Here is an 18252-nt window from a genome sequence, read left to right on the forward strand (position 1 = left end):
GGGATCTTCCCTCCCGGCCGTTTCCCCTATGCGGCCGATACTTTTTCCTTCAGACCGGCAGCAAGGAGCAGGTCCTGCCGGCTGCCGATGAAGTTCTGTCCGCGCTCTCCCTCGAATGCGCTTTCGATAAGGTTGCGCCACTCGGCCTCCTCGATGCCGTAGTGACGGTAGTCGGTTGCGACCCCGAGCTTTGCGAGTGTGGCTTCCAGGCGTTCGGCAGCGCCGGCTGCGTCAGCGCCGAAAATGGCCCGCAGTCCTTCGTCGCAGATTCCCTCCCGACCGGCGACGCTGCGAATGATCATCGGCAGGCTGAAGGAACAGGCAATGCCATGCGGCACGCCATGGCGCAGGGTGATCGGATAGGACAGCGAATGTGCGATCGCCGTCTTTGTGTTGGAGAAGGCGAAGCCGGCGAGCGTCGCCGCGCGGGCCATCCGTTCGCGCAGGTGAAGATTGCGCAGGTCGCCAACGAGCGCCGGAAGCGTCGAAAGGACGCCGCGTGCGGCCGCCACCGCATGCGCCATCGACACCGGGTTGGCGTTGCGGTTCCACAGGCTTTCCAGCGCGTGCGACAAGGCGTCGAGGCCGGTCTGGACCGTGAGTTCCTGCGATTTGCCAACCATGAGCGCCGGGTCGACCACCGCATATTCCGGATAGAGGCCCGGATGGGCGAGCGAATGCTTGACGCCGGCGGCGTTGTCCCAGACCGTTCCCCAGCACGTCACCTCGCTGCCTGTGCCGGCCGTCGTCGGAACGGCGATCAGCGGCCAGGGCGACACGGTTGCGGCGTCGGCCTGCTTCCTGAGATAGTTCTCCATGGCCGCAAAGTCGCCACGCGCTGCGGCGAACACCTTGGCCGAATCGATTACCGAACCGCCACCCAGCGCCACAATGGCCTCCGGCTGTTTCGCCAGCGCGGTAAAGCGCGCAGTCTGTTGCCGCAGCCTTGCGATGTCGGGATTGGGCGCGATATCGTCTATTGTCAGCAGGGGTTTTCCGGCAGACTTCTGCAGTTCTTCGGCGAGCGAACGAAAATACGGCTCACCATAGGTGACGAGGACGTAGCTGCGGCCTGCAAGCAGTTCTGCGAGGACTGCGAAGCTGCCTTGTCCGAAACGGACGTCAACCGGATTTCGATACGACCACACGGCAATTTCCTGCATTGGCGTTCTTGATGCTCCGAAGCGTGGCCGACTTCAGCACCATTGACTAATACAAATTTCCGGCGCCTATCATAGATAATGTCTATAGTTTTCACCCATCTCCGCTCCTTCAACGCCGTCGCCGAACACCGCGGCTTCACCGCCGCCGCGCGGGCGCTGAACATCAGCCAGCCGACGGTGACCACCCAGGTCAAGGAGCTGGAGGAGCGATATGGGGTGGAACTTCTGGTTCGCCGGGGCCGCAAGGTGGAACTGACGGAAACCGGCGCAACCCTTTACGACATAAGCCGCAGCATCATGCGCCTGCACGAAGAGGCCGGCGAATTGTTGCTGAGCAGCGGCCGGCTGACAATCGGGCAGTTGCGCGTTGCGGCGGTGGGACCGTTCCACGCCACCGAGATGGTCGCGCGGTTCCTGCACGACTATCCAGAGATCAAGGTGTCGATGCTGCTTGGCAATTCCGATCAGACGCTGCAACGCATTCTCGAGCTTGAGGCGGATATCGCCATCCTCGCCCATGTCGTAGACGATCCGCGGGTGTTTTCAGTGCCGTTCAGCACGCATGAGGTCGTGGTCTTTGTCGACGCCGACCATCCGTGGAACGGGCGTGACAGCATCGGCATCGGCGAGCTTGCCGGCCAGCGGCTGATCCTGCGCGAAACCGGGTCCACCACCCGCCGCGCGCTCGAACAGGCGGCTCAAACCGCCGGCGTCGAGATCGCGCCATTCCTTGAGATCGGCAGCCGCGAGGGCATCTGGAAGGCCGTCGAACGCGGACTGGGCATTGGAGTCGTCGCCGATTTCGAGTTTGTCGCCCACCCGCGCCTGACGACGATCCGCTTTTCCGACGCCGATGTCAGGACCGAATATCGTCTCGCCTGCCTGCAGGAACGCCGTCATTCACCCAAGATCGAGGCATTCCTCGCCTCCGTATTCAGCGACCGGACCGCTGCTCCGTCCCACACCACTAATCCATAGTTTTTTTCAATCATACATATCCATAATAACGATTAGGCAAATAAGGCGGCATGTTTCTAGGATGGCGCGTAGCAACTACGCGTAACCGAGGAATAACCATGGCTCTACCCTTTCCCGCCAGCGTCTCCGCGAACGACCGTTCCTATTCCTGGCCTCGCGTGTGTGCGATTGCGATCTGCCTTGACGGGTGCGAGCCTGCCTATCTGGATGCGGCGATTGCAGCGGGGCTGATGCCGGCGCTGGAGAAGATCAAGGCGAAGGGAACGGTGCGCATGGCGCATTCGGTGATCCCGAGCTTCACCAACCCGAACAATCTGTCGATCGCGACGGGCAGGCCGCCCGCGGTGCACGGCATCTGCGGCAATTACCTCTACGACCCGGCGAGCGGCGAGGAGGTGATGATGAACGACCCGAAGTTCTTGCGCGCGGGAACCGTGTTCAAGGCATTTTACGATGCCGGGGCAAGGGTCGCGGTGGTGACGGCGAAGGACAAGCTGCGCGCGCTGCTCGGCCATGGGCTGAAATATGACGAAGGCCGCGCGATCTGCTTTTCCTCGGAAAAGTCCGACAAGGCGACGAAGGACGACAATGGTATCGACGACGCCTCGGCGTGGCTGGGGCGGAAGGTGCCGGAGGTCTATTCGGCGGAACTGTCGGAATTCGTCTTTGCCGCCGGCGTCAAGCTGCTGAAGGAGTTTCGGCCGGACGTGATGTATCTGACGACGACCGACTATGTGCAGCACAAATATGCGCCGGGGGTGAAGGAGGCCAACGCCTTCTACGAGATGTTTGATCGCTATCTGGCCGAACTCGATGCGCTCGGCGCTGCGATTGTCGTCACCGCCGACCACGGCATGAAGCCGAAGCATCTGGCCGACGGCTCGCCCGATGTGATCTATGTGCAGGATGTGCTCGACGAATGGCTCGGCAAGGATGCGGCGCGGGTGATCCTGCCGATCACCGATCCTTATGTCGTCCATCACGGCGCGCTCGGCTCCTTCGCCACCGCCTATCTGCCGGAGGACGCCGACAGGGCTGACCTGATCGAAAAACTGGCGAAGCTTGACGGCATGACGGTGGTGCTTGGCCGCGAGGAGGCTTGCGCCCGTTTCGAACTGCCGGAAGACCGCATCGGCGACATTGTCATGGTGTCGGGTGAGAACAAGACGCTCGGAACGTCCGAGCACCGCCACGACCTTGCGGCGCTGAACGAGCCGCTGCGCTCGCATGGCGGGCTCAGCGAGCAGGAGGTGCCGTTCATCGTCAACCGGGTGCTGCCGGACCTGCCGGATGCGCCGACTTTACGCAATTTCGACGCCTTCTTCTACGCGACGCAGGCCGCGGCGCTCGCCGGTTGAGCGGGTAGACGCGACAGGAGCAAGTCATGACCCATTCCGACAATGACACGATCGGGGCCATAAAAGTGCGCCACGAGCCGATGCGGATCGCCGGCGAGAAGGTCGACGCCGAGGGCGTCGTCGAGGTGCGCTATCCGTGGAACGACACGGTGGTCGGCACCGTGCCGGCGGGCGGGGCCGAACATGCCCGCCGCGCCTTCCAGATCGCATCCTCCTACCAGCCGAAGCTCACCCGCTACGAGCGGCAGAAGATTTTGCTGAAGACCGCCGATCTGCTCGATGCGCGCAAGGAGGAAATCTCCGATCTCGTCACGCTGGAACTCGGCATCTCGAAGCAGGATTCGCTCTATGAGGTCGGCCGCGCCTTCGACGTCTTTACGCTTTCGGGGCAGTTGTGCCTGCTCGATGACGGCGAGATCTTCTCCTGCGACCTGACGCCCCACGGCAAGCAGCGCAAGATCTTCACCCTGCGCGAGCCGCTCAATGCGATCTCGGCGATCACGCCGTTCAACCATCCGCTCAACATGGTCTCGCACAAGGTCGCGCCGGCGATCGCCACCAACAACTGCATCGTCGTCAAGCCGACAGAACTGACGCCGATGACGGCACTGGTGCTGGCCGACATCCTCTATGAGGCGGGCCTGCCGCCTGAAATGCTCTCCGTCGTCACCGGCTGGCCGCAGGATATCGGCGACGAGATGATCACCAATCCGAACATCGACCTCATCACCTTCACCGGCGGGGTGCCTGTGGGCAAGATGATCGCGCAGAAGGCCGGCTACAAACGGCAGGTGCTGGAACTTGGCGGCAACGACCCGCTGATCATCCTCAACGATCTCGACGATGCCGACCTTGCCCGCGCTGCCGATCTCGCCGTCGCCGGTGCGACGAAGAATTCGGGCCAGCGCTGCACGGCGGTCAAGCGCATTCTTGTTCAGGAAAAGGTCGCCGACCGCTTCGTGCCGCTGGTGCTGGAGCGGGCGAAAAGGCTGAAGTTCGGCGATCCGATGGACCGCACCACGGATCTCGGCACGGTGGTGCATGAAAAGGCCGCCGCCCTGTTCGAAAAGCGCGTCCATATGGCGGCGGAGGCAGGCGCGGACATTCTCTACCATCCCGGCCGCAACGGCGCGCTGTTGCCGCCGATCGTCGTCGACAAGGTTCCGCATGCATCCGAACTCGTCATGGAAGAAACCTTCGGCCCCATCGTTCCGATCATCCGCGCGCCGGACGACGACGAGGCGCTGATCGCGCTTTCCAACTCGACCGCCTTCGGCCTGTCGTCGGGCGTATGCACCAACGACTTCCGCCGGATGCAGAAATACATCGCCGGACTGAAGGTCGGCACCGTCAACATCTGGGAGGTTCCCGGCTACCGCATCGAGATGAGCCCCTTCGGCGGCATCAAGGACTCAGGCAACGGCTACAAGGAAGGCGTCATCGAAGCCATGAAGTCCTTCACAAACGTCAAGACATTCTCGCTGCCGTGGTGAAAACGCCGCCGATCCTGCCATGAGCGGCTCTGTCGTCCTGATCCACCTTGCGGGCGCGGTTGCGCTTTTGCTTTGGGCGACGCGCATGGTGCGCACCGGCGTCGAGCGCGCCTATGGCGACGTGTTGCGGCGCAAGCTGCGCGGTACGCTGAAAAACCCGCTCGCCGCCACCGGGGCCGGTGCTGGCCTTGCCATCGCCTTCCAGAGTTCCACCGCCGTCGCCCTTCTCGTTGGCTCCTTCGTCGGTTCCGGCATCGTCGGCGCGGCCGCTGGCCTCATTGCCGTTCTCGGCGCGGATCTCGGCTCGGCCTTCGTCGTCAAGCTGCTCTCCTTCGACCTGTCGCTGCTGGTGCCCGTCGCCATCTTCTGCGGCACCGCCATCTTCCTTGCCACCGAGCGCCGCGCCTGGCGTCAGTTCGGCCGCATCCTCGTCGGCGTCGGCCTGCTGCTTTTGTCGCTGCAACTGATCGGCTCGGCCTCCGAGCCGCTGCGTGAAAGCCGCATCCTGCCCGTCGTCATCAACTATCTGTCCGGCGACGCCGTCACCGCCTTCCTCATCGCCGCCGTGATGACATGGCTGTTCCATTCCAGCGTCGCCTTCATCCTGCTGGTGGTCGCGCTCGCCGCGCGCGGTCTGATCCCGGCCGAACTCGGCGTCGTCATGGTGCTGGGCGCCAATCTCGGTGGCGGGCTGATCGCCGCGATGCTGTCGCGCACCATGCCGCCGCCAAGCCGCACCGTGCCCTTCGGCAATCTTGTCGTGCGCGGCCTTGGCGCGCTGGTCGCGCTTGCCGCTCTCGTCTGGTTCGCCCCCTCGCTGGGCCGGCTCGGCTCGACCGCCCCGTTGCAGATCGTCCACGCCCACATCGCCTTCAACGTCGCGCTGGTGATCGCGGGCATGCCGCTCGCCGGCCTCGTCACCCGCGCCATCGACCGCGCGCTCAATGCCAGCGCCACGACGGCGGCGACGCTGGAGGACCGCGAGGCAAGCGCCCTCGACCCCGACGCGCTCAACGCGCCGTCCCGCGCGCTCGCCAACGTCACCCGCGCCGTCGTCGGCGTCTGCGAGACCGTCGAGGTGATGCTGAAGAACATCATGGAGCTTTACGAGGAGCCCGACCGCGCCCGCATGGACGCGCTCGCTGCCCTCGACGACAGGGTCGATCGCAAGCATGCCGCGATCAAGCTCTATCTCGCCCGCATCGCGCCCGAGCAGATGAGCGAAGAAGACGTCCACCGCACCCGCGAACTGCTCGACGCCTGCGTGCGCCTCGAACAGGTCGGCGACATCGTCACCCGCAACATGCTCGCCCATGTGAAGAAGAAGCTCGACCGCGGCCTGACCTTCACCCCGGAAGGCTGGCGCGAACTGTCCAACCTGCATGCCTCGGTGCTCAACAACGCCCGCCTCGCCTTCAACGTCCTGATCTCGCGCGACATCGCCACCGCGCAGGAACTGGTGCGCGAAAAAGACCGCATGCGCAACCTTGAGCGCGACACCAGCCAAAGGCATTTCGAGCGGCTGCGCGAGGGCGCGAAGAAGAGCCTTGAAACCAGCTCGCTTCACCTCGACACGATCCGCGATCTCAAGCAGATCAACTCCCTGCTCGCCTCGATCGCCTATCCCGTCCTCGAAGAGCACGGCCTCCTGCGAGGGACGAGGCTCGCGGCGGCGGAGTAGGCTGGAGCATTGATCCAGCAAGTTTACATGCATAAATTATATATCTTGCATTAAACTAGTCGCTCACGCGATCCCTGACCCTTCGCCGCTCAGGTGCGGACACCTTTCGTCAGAATCGAAAGGAGACTTCAAATGGATACGACGCAAGCGCTCATGCTCATCGCCAGGCTTGCCGGCTTCAGGCATCTCGTACGAAACAACCGCTTCGGCTGCGACAGCGATCTCGCCCGTATGGCGCATGACAATGTTATCGCAGTGCTCGACAGCTACCAGGGTGAACTCGCCGAGCTGATCCAGCGCCATAAATTCCCGCTACGCCGCGGTCTACTATCGGCCGAGGGAACGTAGCGCTGTGCCTGACAAGGAAATCGAACCTTTCGATCCTGATCCCGAAATCCCATGGTGAGAACTTTTGGGAAGGCGGCTTCAGTCGCCTTCCCATTTCGCTGAGCGCCGCAACCGACTAACCAGGTTCATCAGCGAAACACCAGCCATGGCGTGACGCACTCCAAGGCCTCGCGAGACCCTCGCGCACGAGGGTCTCACCGATCGAGGTGTCATCCCGCGCCACGATACGCAGCTTGCGGCCATAACGGTCCTCGTCCCGCCATCCCGTAAGCAACGAGAATGAGCCGGCATTGAGCATATCGAGCAGCCGGTTCCTGGCAGCGATACCGGCCTGCCGCTCGCCGGCGCATTGCGGTTGGGAAATCTCCGGTGCATCGATGTCGGCAATGCGGATTTTGATACCCTCGAACCAGAAAGTGTCACCATCGACAACGCAATTGGCCCGGATCGGACCCGCGCAGAGCGTGAACTTGGCACGATGCGGATCGGGTGCCGGCGACGGATATAAGATCGGGCGAAAAGTCTCCAACGTCAGCTTGCGTTCGGGTCGGCCGAACTCGTCGCTGGTGATGACATGGGCGACACCGCCAAGCAGAAGCGCGGTAACGCCGAGGGCGATCGTTCTCGCCCTCATCACGGCTTTCCCTCCCGGTGGAACCTGTTCTGTCCGGTCACTGCTTTCATGTCGTCGCGCCGGAACCAGATCGCGCGGCCGCAGCGCAGCGGCGCATTGCCGGCGGTGAAGACGATCTGCTCGTCACCGCGCATGCGCAGCACCTCGTCGGGCAGGATTAATGGCCTGGCTGCGAGTTGCTTCGACCGCGTTCTAGACGATCCCGACATTGCCGAGGACCGGCTGAGCTGGTCGACCTCGACCGTGGTGTTGCCGCAACGCCGGGAGATGTAGTCGGCGGTCTCGGGATCATTGATCGCCGCGAACGACACCCAGGACGCACTCTCGAACCATTTCGAGGTTGCGTCGCGCCCACCATAGGTTTCGCGCATCTGGCCAATCGACTGGAACAGTAGCACGAGGCTGATGCCATATTTGCGCCCGGCATCCCGCGCAGTTTCGAGTATTCGCAGATAGCCGAGGCGGGCGACTTCATCGAGCAGGAACAGCGTTCGTCCCGCAACCTCGCCGTTGCGGTTGTAGATGGCGTTGAGCAACGCACCGATGATGGTGCGCGCCAGACCCGGATGCGTCTCCAGCGTCTTGAGATCGAGATTGACGAAGATGTCGGTCTTGCCCTCAGCGATGGCGTCGGTCGAAAAATTCGAGCCTGATACCAGCGCCGCATAATTCGGATAGCTCAGCCAGTGCGTTTCCTTGACGGCGTTGGCATAGACGCCAGAAAACGTTTCGGGAGTCATGGCAATGAAGGGCGCGACGTTCTCCTTGACGAAGTTGGATTCGGAATTGTCGTAGATCCTCTGCAGCCGTTCGCGCAGCTTGGGTTCAGGTTCGGAAAGGTTCGCCCGCATCTGCCGCAAATGCTGGTCTTCCTTTTCCGTATGTCCTGACAGACAAACGTCCGCAATCAGCGCGGTGATGAGCTGCAGCGCTGAAGCGCGGAAGAAGTCGTCACGGATCGAGGTCGAGCGTCCGGTATCGGTCACCACCCAACTGGCGACTGCGACGACGTCTTCTTCCTTCGTGCTGCCGAAGCGGCCGATCCAGTCGAGGACGTTGAAGCCAGTCTTTGGGCTCTTTGGATCGAGCACAAAGACATCGCGGCCAGCGCTGCGCCGGTGTGCGATGACCATTGGCGCAACCTCGTTCGACGGATCGAGCGCAACCAGAGAGCCACCCCATTTCAGGGCTGTGGGGATGGTGACGCTGGTCGTCTTGAAGCCACCTGAACCGGCGAAGACCAGACCGTGCGTCGAGCCAAAGGTTGTGTCGAAGCAGAGCAAAGGCGACTTACCGCCTGCGCCCCATGTCTCGGGATCATCGGCACGAAAACCACGATCTGCAACCACATCCTTGTCGACACGATAGGCTTCTCCGACAACGATGCCGCCGGCGGCAGGGAACAGCCGTTTTGCTTCATTGCGGCCCATCCATTCGGCTTCGCCGTGGATGGCGCGCTTGCCGCTAAGACGCCGTGGGGCGGTAGCCGCAAAGGCGGCATTGCCTCGGATGGCGACGCGCAGCGCGAACCCGGCCGTGATGAACGACGCCAGCCCGCCAATGGCGGTGCCGGGGTCGAGATAGGCAGTGATACTGCTTCCCGCTGGAAGCGCATCAGCAAAGGATGCGAGCCGGACGATCTCCTGGATCATGGCAATGGCCAAGACCGCAGTCGCCCCGGCCGCCACGCCCGCCCCGGCATAACGGATGGCGGTCGCGCCCTTGGCTGCAAACAGAAAGACGATGCCAGCTCCCGCCGCTGCGATATAGGGCAGGGCGATGCCCACCCGCGCAAGGGCGAGACGGGCATCCTGCGTGGTTCCAAAATCCGCCGTCCACTGCTCGATGCCGGTCAGCAAGGCGAGCGCGCCGATCATCAGGACGGCGGGCGTGATGGTCAATGCGGCTCTAGTCGGATTCACGGCCAAAGGCCTTCTCCCCGATCTCGGTGAGCCGCGCACGCTCGGCCTCGTCGCCTTTGATGCGCTGCCTGGCATCGATGAGAAGACCCATCAGCAGGGCGCGCTTTTCATAGCGCAGTCCCGCTTTTGCGATCAGGCCGCCCAGCGCGATCTTCTCACGGGTGTCCTTCTTTCTTGCCTCAGTCGTTTCCATCTGTTTTCTCCTTTCAAGCTGGGTCAGCCTGCCCCGCAGCCGGGCCAGACGTGACCGGCGCGATCGCCGGCCTGCCGCGCCCGCTTCCCTTGCGAAACTTGCCCACAATCTCCTCGAGCGCTGCAACGAGATCGCTGTCGTCGATCTCGATTTCGCCGAGCCCCGCCTTGAGCGCGAGCCGGCCGATGCGCTCGGCCTCGCGGGTCTCGGCCTGCTTTAGTTGCTCCTGGAGTTTGGCAATTTCCGCCCTGATCCGTGACGATGGCTTCTTCATTCCGATTACTCCTCTTGACCCGCTTGCTATTTGGCAGGGCCCAAGATTGGCCCGGGATCGCGTTTTGCGCGACCCGGCATAAATGCGGGGTCGGCGCAGCCGACACTTCCTGAGATGATCCCGGCGTTCCGAAGGAATGCCTCCAAGGGCGCAATTATACGTCGCTGGCGCGACGCGTTGCTTCGCCGGCCGGGATGCCGGGTCGCGGCATTTCCTTCGGACTGGTCATGTCGACCGGAAGAGGGAGCCTGTCACCAGTGGCTATCGCGCATTTCTCAGCCAGCATCATCAGCCGCGGCGATGGCCGTAGCGCGGTGCTGTCGGCGGCCTACCGCCATTGCGCAAAGATGGAGTTCGAGCGCGAGGCGAGGACGGTCGACTACACGCGCAAGATCGGACTGCTGCACGAGGAGTTTATGGTTCCGGAGGACGCGCCGGACTGGCTTCGCCAGATGATTGCCGATCGTTCGGTGGCGGAAGCGTCCCAGGATTTCTGGAACAAGGTCGAGGCGTTCGAGAAGCGCTCCGATGCCCAGCTCGCCAAGGACATCAATTTTTCCCTGCCGCTGGAATTGACGCCCGAGCAGAACATCGCCTTCGTGCGCGACTTCCTCGCAACCGAGATCCTTTCGCGGGGGATGGTGGCGGATTGGGTCTATCACGACAATCCTGGCAATCCGCATGTGCATCTGATGATGACCTTGCGGCCGCTGACCGAAGACGGCTTCGGCGCAAAGAAGGTCGCGGTGCTTGGTGAGGATGGCCAGCCAGTCAGAACCAAAGCCGGCAAGATCCTCTACGAGCTTTGGGCGGGGGGGACGGATGACTTCAACGCCGTTCGCGATGCCTGGTTCGTCCGGCTCAACCATCATCTGGCGCTGAACGGGATCGCGTTGCGCGTCGATGGACGCTCTTACGAAAAGCAGGGTATCGCGCTCATGCCGACCATTCATCTCGGAGTTGGCGCCAAGGCGATGGACCGCAAGGCGCAGGCGCTCGGTGAGCGGCTGGAGTTGGAGCGGCTCGAGATCTTTGAGGCGCGCCGCGCCGAAAATGCCCGGCGCATTGCGCAGTATCCTGAACTGGTCCTGGATCTGATCAGCCGCGAGAAGAGCGTCTTCAACGAGCGCGATGTCGCCAAGGTGCTGCATCGCTATGTCGACGATGCAGGTCTGTTCCAGAACCTGCTGGCCCGCGTCCTGCAGAGTCCCGAGATCCTGCGGCTGCAGCGCGAGCAGGTCTCGCTGGCGACCGGCAGAAGGGAGCCGGCAAAGCTGACAACGCAGGAACTGATCCGGATTGAGGCAGGGATGGCGTCGCGGGCGATCTGGCTGTCTCGCCGCTCATCGCATGGCGTCAGCAGCACTGTCCTGGAACGTAGCTTCGCGCGCCATGAGCACCTGTCGGCCGAGCAGCGCGCCGCCATCGAGCGTGTTGCCGGCAATGCGCGCATCGCCGCCATTGTCGGGCGTGCCGGTGCCGGCAAGACCACGATGATGAAAGCTGCACGCGAGGCATGGGAATCTGGCGGCTATCGTGTTGTCGGCGGCACGTTGGCGGGCAAGGCGGCCGAGGGCCTGGAGAAGGAAGCGGGCATTACGTCTCGGACGCTGTCGTCATGGGAGTTGCGCTGGCGACAAGACCGGGACCGCCTCGACGAGAAAACCATCTTCGTTCTCGATGAAGCCGGCATGGTGTCGTCGCGGCAGATGGCGCTCTTCGTCGAGGCCGTCTCCAAGGCCGGCGCCAAGCTCGTCTTAGTCGGTGATCCCGATCAGCTCCAGCCGATCGAGGCGGGTGCGGCGTTCCGGGCGATTACGGAGCGTATCGGCTATGCCGAACTCGGGCTCATCTACCGCCAGCGTGAGATCTGGATGCGGCAGGCATCGTCCGATCTTGCCGGTGGCCGGATCGGTGCGGCACTTGCTGCCTATGATGATGCCGGCATGGTCAGAACCGAATGGAGCCGGGAAGAGGCCATCGCCTCGCTGATCAGCGACTGGAACCGCGATTACGATCCGACGAGGACCGCTCTGATCCTGGCGCATCGCCGTGCCGATGTGCGCATGCTCAACGAACGCGCTCGCGACAAACTCGTCGAACGCGGTATCGTCGGTGAAGGTTTTGCTTTTCGTACCGAGGATGGAAGCCGCAACTTTGCCGCTGGCGACCAGATTGTGTTCCTCAAGAACGAAGGGTCGCTCGGCGTCAAGAACGGCATGCTGGCCAGGGTTGTCAATGCCTCCGCCGGGCGCATCGTGGCGGCGATCGGTGAGGGTGACGATTGCCGTGAGGTCGTGGTCGAACAGCGCTTCTACGCCAATGTCGATCACGGTTACGCGACGACGGTGCACAAAAGCCAGGGCGCTACGGTCGATAGCGTAAAGGTGCTAGCCTCACGAACGCTCGATCGTCACTTGACCTATGTTGCGCTCACCCGCCATCGCGATGATGCCCAGCTCTATGTAGGCCTCAGTGAGTACACGCAGCGCGGCGGCATTCTCGTCGATCATGGTGTCGCGCCCTATGAGGACAAGCCGGACAACCGCAACAGCTATTTCGTGACGCTGGAAGCCAGCGACGGCCGGCAGAACACAATCTGGGGCGTCGATCTCGAACGCGCCATGAAGGAGGCAGCACCAGAGATCGGCGATCGGATCGGCCTTGAACATAAGGGCTCCCAGCCGGTCGTGCTTCCGAACGGCCAAACCGTTGAGCGCTATGCCTGGAAGGTGGTCGATGTACGGGCACACGTCTTGGAACGGCTTGTCGAACGCCTGTCGCGTGACGCGTCGAAGGAAACCACGCTCGATTATGCAGGCGCATCCGCCTATCGCGCCGCCCTGCGCTTTGCCGAAAACCGCGGGCTCAACCTCATAAATGTAGCGCGCACCATCGTCCGCGACCGGCTCAACTGGACCGTGGGGCAAAAGCAGCGCCTTGCCAATCTCGGTTCCCGCCTGGTCGCTCTGGCGGGCCGACTGGGACTCGTATCCGGCTCTGCACGGCGAACGCCTTCCAGCCAGATCAACGAGATCGAACCCATGGTTGCCGGCATCACCATCTTCCCCAAATCGGTCGAACAGGCCGCCGAGAACAAGCTTGCGGCCGACCCGACGCTGAAGGCGCAGTGGGAGGACGTCTCGACGCGCTTCCGCCTGGTCTATGCGCAGCCGGAAGCGGCTTTCAGCGCCATCAATGTCGACGCCATGCTCAAGGATCCGGCGCTGGCCAAAGCCACAGTCGAAAAAATTGTCGCTGACCCGGAAGGCTTCGGGGCCCTCAAGGGTAAGACTGGCCTGCTCGCCAGCCGCACCGATAAGCAGGATCGCGAAACCGCGAGACTCAATGCGCCGGCATTGGCCCGCAACCTCGAGAATTACATGCGCCAGCGTGCTGAGGCCGAGCGCAAGCATGAGGCCGAAGAGCGTGCCCGTCGCCTTAAGGTTTCGGTCGACATCCCCGCGCTCTCCGATCATGCCAAACAGGTGCTCGAGCGCGTGCGTGACGCCATCGACCGCAATGACCTGCCCGCCGCGCTCGGCTTCGCTCTTGCCGACAGGATAGCGAAGGCGGAGATCGACACGTTTAACAAGGCGGTGTCCGAGCGGTTCGGCGAGCGCAGTCTGCTCTCCCATGCGGCGAAAGATGCGAGCGGTTCCCCATTTGAAAAGCAGGCATTTGGCATGTCGCCGGGCGAGCGCCAAAAGCTGGCGACGGCGTGGCCGATGATGCGGGCCGGACAGCAGCTCGCCGCGCACGAGCGCACGGTGCAGGCATTGAAGGAAACCGAGGCGCTTCGCCAGTCCCAGCGCCAGTCGCAGGTGCTGAAATGACGATAAGCTGGCGACGCGTCATTATCGTTGCATCGATCGTCGCTCTGCCGACCGTGATGCTCGCTGCCTCCTATGGCGCTGGGATTCGTCTCAATCTGACACCCAGCTATCCGCTCGGACTCTGGCGGATCGAGGCGCTGGTCCGGCCGGTGGTTGTTGGCGATCTGGTCTTCGTCTGCCCGCCTGAAACGGCCGCCTTCGCGCTTGGTCTCGAGCGCGGATACGTCCGGCGCGGCCTTTGTCCGGACTGGTTGAGCCCGCTCATCAAAACTGTGGTCGCGCTGCCTGGCCAGCACATCGAGATAGATGATGTCGTCATGATCGACGGTCGGGAGCTGCCGCAGTCGGTTGTTCGCACTGTCGATGCAGATGGCAGAGCGCTTCCATCCCATCCCGGCGGCAGTGTGCCGACGGACCACCTCTTTCTTCATTCCAGCTTTGCAGGTTCATATGACTCGAGATATTTCGGGCCAATCCCCGCTTCGGGCGTTCTTGGTCTCGCTCGTCCGATCCTCACGGTCGTGCCCTGACAGTGTAAAGTCGGTAATTCTCACTGTCGCCGCCATCGCCATCGGCATTATCGGCTGGAGTGGCAATCCCTTCCTTCTTCCGGTTGCCATGCTGTTCCCGGCCCTCTGGGCGATGGCGCCGGCGCGGACAGGCGCGGCGCTGGTCGCGGCCGGATGTTTTCTCGCCGCCTCACACGGGCTGCCGCAAGGGGTCGTCAACTTTTATGGCGGCGGCATTGGAGCGGGACTTACGCTCTGGGTTGCTGCGTCGGCTGGCTTTGTGCTCGTTCACACCGTGCTCTGGACCGCATGTCCGGGATGGGGCCGCGTACTGCGCTATGGCATTGCAGCGGTGCTGATGAGCGTCCCGCCTTTCGGTATCGTTGGATGGGCGCATCCGATCACTGGCGCTGGCATGGTGTTCTCCGGTTGGGGCTGGCTAGGTCTGGGGGCCGCCATGATGGGCCTTCTGGCGATGACGACGAGAATCTGGCCAATCGTGACGCTCGCCATGGCAGGGTTATGCCTGTGGTCCGCAGCGACGTGGGCGCCTCCCGACGTTCCTGAAGGCTGGGTCGTTGTCGATACCCGGTTTCGCGGTGAGAATGGACGATACGCCGACTATGCGCAGCAGATCGCAACCATTGCTCTTGTCATGGAAGCAGCCGACGATGGCGCCAAGGTGGTCGTGTTGCCGGAGAGCGCAGCAGGCATCTGGACGCCGACAACAGCTCATCTCTGGAGCAAAGCGCTCGAGGGCGCGGGCCTGACCGTCATAGCCGGCGCGATCATCGTTGACCCAAACGGTTACGACAATGTCATGGTTGAAATTTCCGAAGAGGGGTCTCGGATCCTCTACCGCGAGCGGATGCCGGTGCCGGTGTCGATGTGGCAGCCCTGGCGTGCGCTTATCGGTGAGCCGGCAGGGGCGCGAGCGCATTTCTTCGATAACCCGGCTGTCGAAATCGATGGCGTCAGGGTCGCGCCGCTGATCTGCTACGAGCAACTCATCATCTGGCCGATCCTGCAATCCGCCTTGCACAACCCGGACGTCATTATCGCAACGGGCAATGGCTGGTGGACCGGGAACACCAATATCGTCGCCATCCAGCGCGCAAGTGCGAACGCTTGGGCGCGATTGTTTTCGCTTCCGCTCATCGTCTCGTTCAACACCTGAAAGAAAGGCTTGCCATGATCGACGCCGCACTGATCCATCAATGTGCTGATCCGCAAATCGAAATCGCAATTGTCGAGCGCTTTATTGCCGAGGCGGGATCGGACAATCCCCTGTCCGTAACCATCACGTCCGGCGACAGGATTATTCTGCCACAGGTGCCGCAAAACGCGGATGATGCAGTAAGACTGATCCGGCGTTTCGCTGGTCAGGCTACGGTGCGTGTCGGCCTTACCCAATATCCGGCGGGCTACGGCGTTTCGGATGCCGCGCAAATTTCGGTGGACCTCGTTGATGCCTGCCAAAACATCCGCATGGGTTCGGCGCTGTTTGGAAAGGTCTATCGCATTGTTGCCCATGCGCGGGGCGAAGCCGGCTCGAGCGTGTTTCGTGAAGCCCTCAACGCCTGGCGTTCGGGAATGTTTCAGGACGACTATGTATTTGGTCTAGCAGATCCCGGTCCACTTTCTGGAGAAGAGAATGTCTCGATGTATCCGCCAGAAGCGATTGTGGATGCAGAACCCGACAGCACGACACTGGCGCCCGAACAGAACCACGATCCACATGCCGCCGGAATACGCGTCGATCTCTCCCCGCTTAAAGACCAGGGCGAACCATGAATTGCAGGATGTTGCGCTGCAGTTTCAAGCACTTAGTCATTGTGAACGAACAGCCGGTAACGCCGATGTGACCTGGAACAGTCGATTTGTCGCGGATGCAGATTGAGTTCCTGAGGTTTCAAAACCAGAATGGCTAAAGAAATTCACCGCTTAAAGGCGCCGCGAAGTCTGGAACAGGAGGTAACCCCAAAGGAATTCGATAATCGCGGCAAAGCTATGTCGTGAGGAGGACGAAATGCATCCTGCAAGGCGAACAAACCCGTTGTCGGACCAGATCTCTGGCTTGCTTGAAGCGCTGGAACTCAACCGCGACGAACGTGCCGTACGTGCCGCGTTGCATAAGTTTACGGTCGCCGCGGGGTTGCAACGTTTTGCCTATGTCGGGGTAAGCAGCGATGGCGCTCGTACTCTCACCGATCTGCCGCAAGTGTGGGAAGACTATTATCTCGACGCGCAGCTGTCGGTCGTCGATCCGGTTGTAAAACAGGCCCGCAAGGCGGCCACGCCGTTCTGGTGGTCTTTGGCGCGAATGGATTTGACTGAACCTGTGGCTCGAAAATATCGCGACGAGATCGGTGATTTCGGCGTCGTGTCCGGCATGACCATTCCAATGCGCGCCGGGTTTGGGAGAACGGCGATGCTGACGTTCATGTCCGAATCCGACATGGACGCACCCTATAATATTTCCGCGCTTAAATCTGCTGTGGCTGCCGTCGCCTACACCCACATGCATGTATCCAATGCGGATTTTGCGGCACGACAGATGCTTTCCAATCCACTTACCCCCAGAGAACTTGACTGTGTCATGTGGACGTCGCTGGGTAAGACAAAAGCCGAGATCGCCCAGATGCATGGAATCTCGGAAAAGACAGTCCGCTTTCACATCGATAATGCCCAAGCCAAGCTGAAGGCCACCAATGGGCCTCATATGGTACGAATTGCACTCGATCGCGGGCTCATTTCTCGTCGGTAGGGCCTTTCTGATCGATAGTCGGGATATAGCCGAGTCGGTCTGTCAGGGATGCGACGAGGCTCATCTGGGCCTGATGGTTTTTCAGGGCATTTAGGTAGGTGCGCTCGAGCTTTTGCAGTTCGTGACGATCAGTGGCGGGAGCGGACTTTGCTTGCTCCCATTGCTGATGGGCCTCCTCCGCGCATTGCAACAGGTAGCGGTATTCTTTGATTGCCTCGACCGCAAGGGTCAAAAGCTGATCGTCATCGAGGGGATCGATCAACGGGTCGAGTTTCCCCGACAGATCGGCAATCTGGTTCTTAAGCGAAGGGTCCCGCATTGTCAGTCGACCTTTAGGCAGGTGAATTGCGGTACGCCCCCGCAATCGATAATCCTGTGAACCCAAGCCGGGGTTTCGAAACTGCGTCCACCGCAGCCCTGTGACCTTTAGCACCGAGGCACCTGGACATACGTCGCAGGACCCCGGCCAATGGCCATAGGATCGCGGTGCCGTAACGGCCGGCACCAACCGGTGGACAGGGGTTTCGAAGCCCCAAAGCGGCGCGTACCGCCTCAAGGAAACAATATGAAACAAAACGTTAAAGTTCCAGCGTGAATGAGCATCAGCTGAATATTTCGTACAAGCGCGATTACAACGAAGACGAGAGTTGGGAATTCTACCCGTGCCCCTGAATCGTTCGATTGCCGTCAACGTACACGTGCGCGTACGCGCCGAACGGTAAGGGGGACTGGTTAGGTAGACCATCGCAAATCAGATAGGATCCCTGGACGCGATGCCATCGGATCCGACGCAATTCCTGGCTAGAAACCTTGCTGTCTTTCATCAGCGATAGCTCACCGGTCGAAGCGTCCCATCAGGCTCCACCAGATTCGTTTCCATGTGAGGCACAATGTCGGTGTTGTGTGCCGAGGCACAGCTCCAAGTGGAAGAACAACTCAGTGGCACGTCATTGCGGTGCGATCCCGAGTCAGAAAGGCAGCAACGGGGTGGAATCCTGACGATCCGGTTCTGGAAACGATGAGAGATAAGCGGACATTCGGCACCCTCCCACATTTCTTAACAATCGTCCGGAACGGCAGAAACATTCCCCTCCTA

At 61.7% G+C, this 18252-nt stretch carries 16 protein-coding genes; 10 read left to right on the plus strand and 6 right to left on the minus strand.

From position 1 onward, the window contains the following. Positions 1-26 precede the first annotated feature (26 nt). Complete coding sequence (gene psrA / locus EV665_RS27345; RefSeq protein ID WP_210234686.1) at positions 27-1163, minus strand: iron-containing alcohol dehydrogenase PsrA; 1137 nt, start codon at positions 1161-1163, stop codon at positions 27-29. 78 nt (positions 1164-1241) lie between these two features. On the opposite strand from psrA, the gene EV665_RS27350 reads away from it, so the two are divergent. From EV665_RS27350 to EV665_RS27370, 5 genes are all read left to right on the plus strand, one after another. Beyond that, complete coding sequence (locus EV665_RS27350; protein WP_133036528.1) at positions 1242-2141, plus strand: LysR substrate-binding domain-containing protein; 900 nt, start codon at positions 1242-1244, stop codon at positions 2139-2141. 98 nt (positions 2142-2239) lie between these two features. After that, positions 2240-3499, plus strand: coding sequence for a phosphonoacetate hydrolase (gene phnA / locus EV665_RS27355; RefSeq protein WP_133036529.1), 1260 nt, complete (start codon positions 2240-2242; stop codon positions 3497-3499). 26 nt (positions 3500-3525) lie between these two features. Then, on the plus strand, positions 3526-4992 hold the full coding sequence (phnY, locus tag EV665_RS27360) for a phosphonoacetaldehyde dehydrogenase (protein WP_133036530.1): 1467 nt from the start codon (positions 3526-3528) through the stop codon (positions 4990-4992). A 19-nt stretch (positions 4993-5011) separates the two neighbouring features. Next, a complete protein-coding gene (locus EV665_RS27365; protein ID WP_133036531.1) occupies positions 5012-6673 on the plus strand; it encodes a Na/Pi cotransporter family protein in 1662 nt (553 codons plus the stop codon). 132 nt (positions 6674-6805) lie between these two features. Continuing rightward, positions 6806-7021 carry a hypothetical protein gene (locus EV665_RS27370; RefSeq protein WP_133036532.1) on the plus strand — a complete coding sequence of 72 codons (216 nt, stop codon included), beginning with the start codon at positions 6806-6808 and terminating at the stop codon, positions 7019-7021. A 115-nt stretch (positions 7022-7136) separates the two neighbouring features. On the opposite strand, the gene EV665_RS27375 is transcribed toward EV665_RS27370, so the two are convergent. The 4 genes from EV665_RS27375 to traC are packed head-to-tail and all read right to left on the minus strand — an operon-like array spanning position 7137 to position 10044. Beyond that, positions 7137-7655, minus strand: a complete 519-nt coding sequence (locus EV665_RS27375; protein ID WP_133036533.1) for a thermonuclease family protein — start codon at positions 7653-7655, stop codon at positions 7137-7139. Continuing rightward, positions 7655-9577 carry a Ti-type conjugative transfer system protein TraG gene (gene traG, locus EV665_RS27380; RefSeq protein WP_380688415.1) on the minus strand — a complete coding sequence of 641 codons (1923 nt, stop codon included), beginning with the start codon at positions 9575-9577 and terminating at the stop codon, positions 7655-7657. Before traG ends, EV665_RS27375 begins: the two co-directional genes overlap by 1 nt. Further along, positions 9564-9770, minus strand: a complete 207-nt coding sequence (traD, locus tag EV665_RS27385; RefSeq protein ID WP_133036535.1) for a conjugal transfer protein TraD — start codon at positions 9768-9770, stop codon at positions 9564-9566. The genes traG and traD overlap by 14 nt, the downstream gene beginning before the upstream one ends. Before the next feature lie 13 nt (positions 9771-9783). Then, positions 9784-10044: a conjugal transfer protein TraC gene (gene traC, locus EV665_RS27390; RefSeq protein WP_133036536.1), complete on the minus strand. Its 261-nt coding sequence runs from the start codon at positions 10042-10044 to the stop codon at positions 9784-9786. A gap of 257 nt (positions 10045-10301) precedes the next feature. Between traC and traA the strand changes: the two genes are divergently transcribed. The 5 genes from traA to EV665_RS27415 all read left to right on the plus strand — a co-directional run bounded on the left by traA (position 10302) and on the right by EV665_RS27415 (position 17156). Continuing rightward, positions 10302-13880, plus strand: a complete 3579-nt coding sequence (gene traA / locus EV665_RS27395) for a Ti-type conjugative transfer relaxase TraA (RefSeq protein WP_133036537.1) — start codon at positions 10302-10304, stop codon at positions 13878-13880. Further along, positions 13877-14410, plus strand: coding sequence for a conjugative transfer signal peptidase TraF (traF, locus tag EV665_RS27400; RefSeq protein WP_035031807.1), 534 nt, complete (start codon positions 13877-13879; stop codon positions 14408-14410). Before traA ends, traF begins: the two co-directional genes overlap by 4 nt. Continuing rightward, on the plus strand, positions 14373-15566 hold the full coding sequence (locus tag EV665_RS27405; protein ID WP_245507858.1) for a conjugal transfer protein TraB: 1194 nt from the start codon (positions 14373-14375) through the stop codon (positions 15564-15566). The genes traF and EV665_RS27405 overlap by 38 nt, the downstream gene beginning before the upstream one ends. Before the next feature lie 14 nt (positions 15567-15580). Beyond that, entirely contained in the window at positions 15581-16183 is a 603-nt protein-coding gene (locus EV665_RS27410) for a lysozyme family protein (protein ID WP_035031805.1), read from the plus strand. A 235-nt stretch (positions 16184-16418) separates the two neighbouring features. Beyond that, complete coding sequence (locus tag EV665_RS27415) at positions 16419-17156, plus strand: helix-turn-helix transcriptional regulator (RefSeq protein WP_063608103.1); 738 nt, start codon at positions 16419-16421, stop codon at positions 17154-17156. On the opposite strand, the gene EV665_RS33200 is transcribed toward EV665_RS27415, so the two are convergent. Further along, positions 17140-17901 (minus strand): transcriptional repressor TraM, encoded by a 762-nt coding sequence (locus EV665_RS33200; RefSeq protein ID WP_133036539.1) that lies wholly within the window; start codon positions 17899-17901, stop codon positions 17140-17142. The genes EV665_RS27415 and EV665_RS33200 overlap by 17 nt on opposite strands. Positions 17902-18252: the final 351 nt, after the last annotated feature.

The sequence above is a fragment of the Shinella granuli genome (assembly GCF_004341885.1).
Taxonomy (GTDB): domain Bacteria; phylum Pseudomonadota; class Alphaproteobacteria; order Rhizobiales; family Rhizobiaceae; genus Shinella; species Shinella granuli.

Coding starts and splice junctions, on each gene's coding strand:
- psrA (WP_210234686.1), bottom strand. CDS start 1,163: ATGCAGGAAATTGCCGTGTGGTCGTATCGAAATCCGGTTGACGTCCGT.
- EV665_RS27350 (WP_133036528.1), top strand. CDS start 1,242: ATGTCTATAGTTTTCACCCATCTCCGCTCCTTCAACGCCGTCGCCGAA.
- phnA (WP_133036529.1), top strand. CDS start 2,240: ATGGCTCTACCCTTTCCCGCCAGCGTCTCCGCGAACGACCGTTCCTAT.
- phnY (WP_133036530.1), top strand. CDS start 3,526: ATGACCCATTCCGACAATGACACGATCGGGGCCATAAAAGTGCGCCAC.
- EV665_RS27365 (WP_133036531.1), top strand. CDS start 5,012: ATGAGCGGCTCTGTCGTCCTGATCCACCTTGCGGGCGCGGTTGCGCTT.
- EV665_RS27370 (WP_133036532.1), top strand. CDS start 6,806: ATGGATACGACGCAAGCGCTCATGCTCATCGCCAGGCTTGCCGGCTTC.
- EV665_RS27375 (WP_133036533.1), bottom strand. CDS start 7,655: ATGAGGGCGAGAACGATCGCCCTCGGCGTTACCGCGCTTCTGCTTGGC.
- traD (WP_133036535.1), bottom strand. CDS start 9,770: ATGGAAACGACTGAGGCAAGAAAGAAGGACACCCGTGAGAAGATCGCG.
- traC (WP_133036536.1), bottom strand. CDS start 10,044: ATGAAGAAGCCATCGTCACGGATCAGGGCGGAAATTGCCAAACTCCAG.
- traF (WP_035031807.1), top strand. CDS start 13,877: ATGACGATAAGCTGGCGACGCGTCATTATCGTTGCATCGATCGTCGCT.
- EV665_RS27410 (WP_035031805.1), top strand. CDS start 15,581: ATGATCGACGCCGCACTGATCCATCAATGTGCTGATCCGCAAATCGAA.
- EV665_RS27415 (WP_063608103.1), top strand. CDS start 16,419: ATGCATCCTGCAAGGCGAACAAACCCGTTGTCGGACCAGATCTCTGGC.
- EV665_RS33200 (WP_133036539.1), bottom strand. CDS start 17,901: ATGGTCTACCTAACCAGTCCCCCTTACCGTTCGGCGCGTACGCGCACG.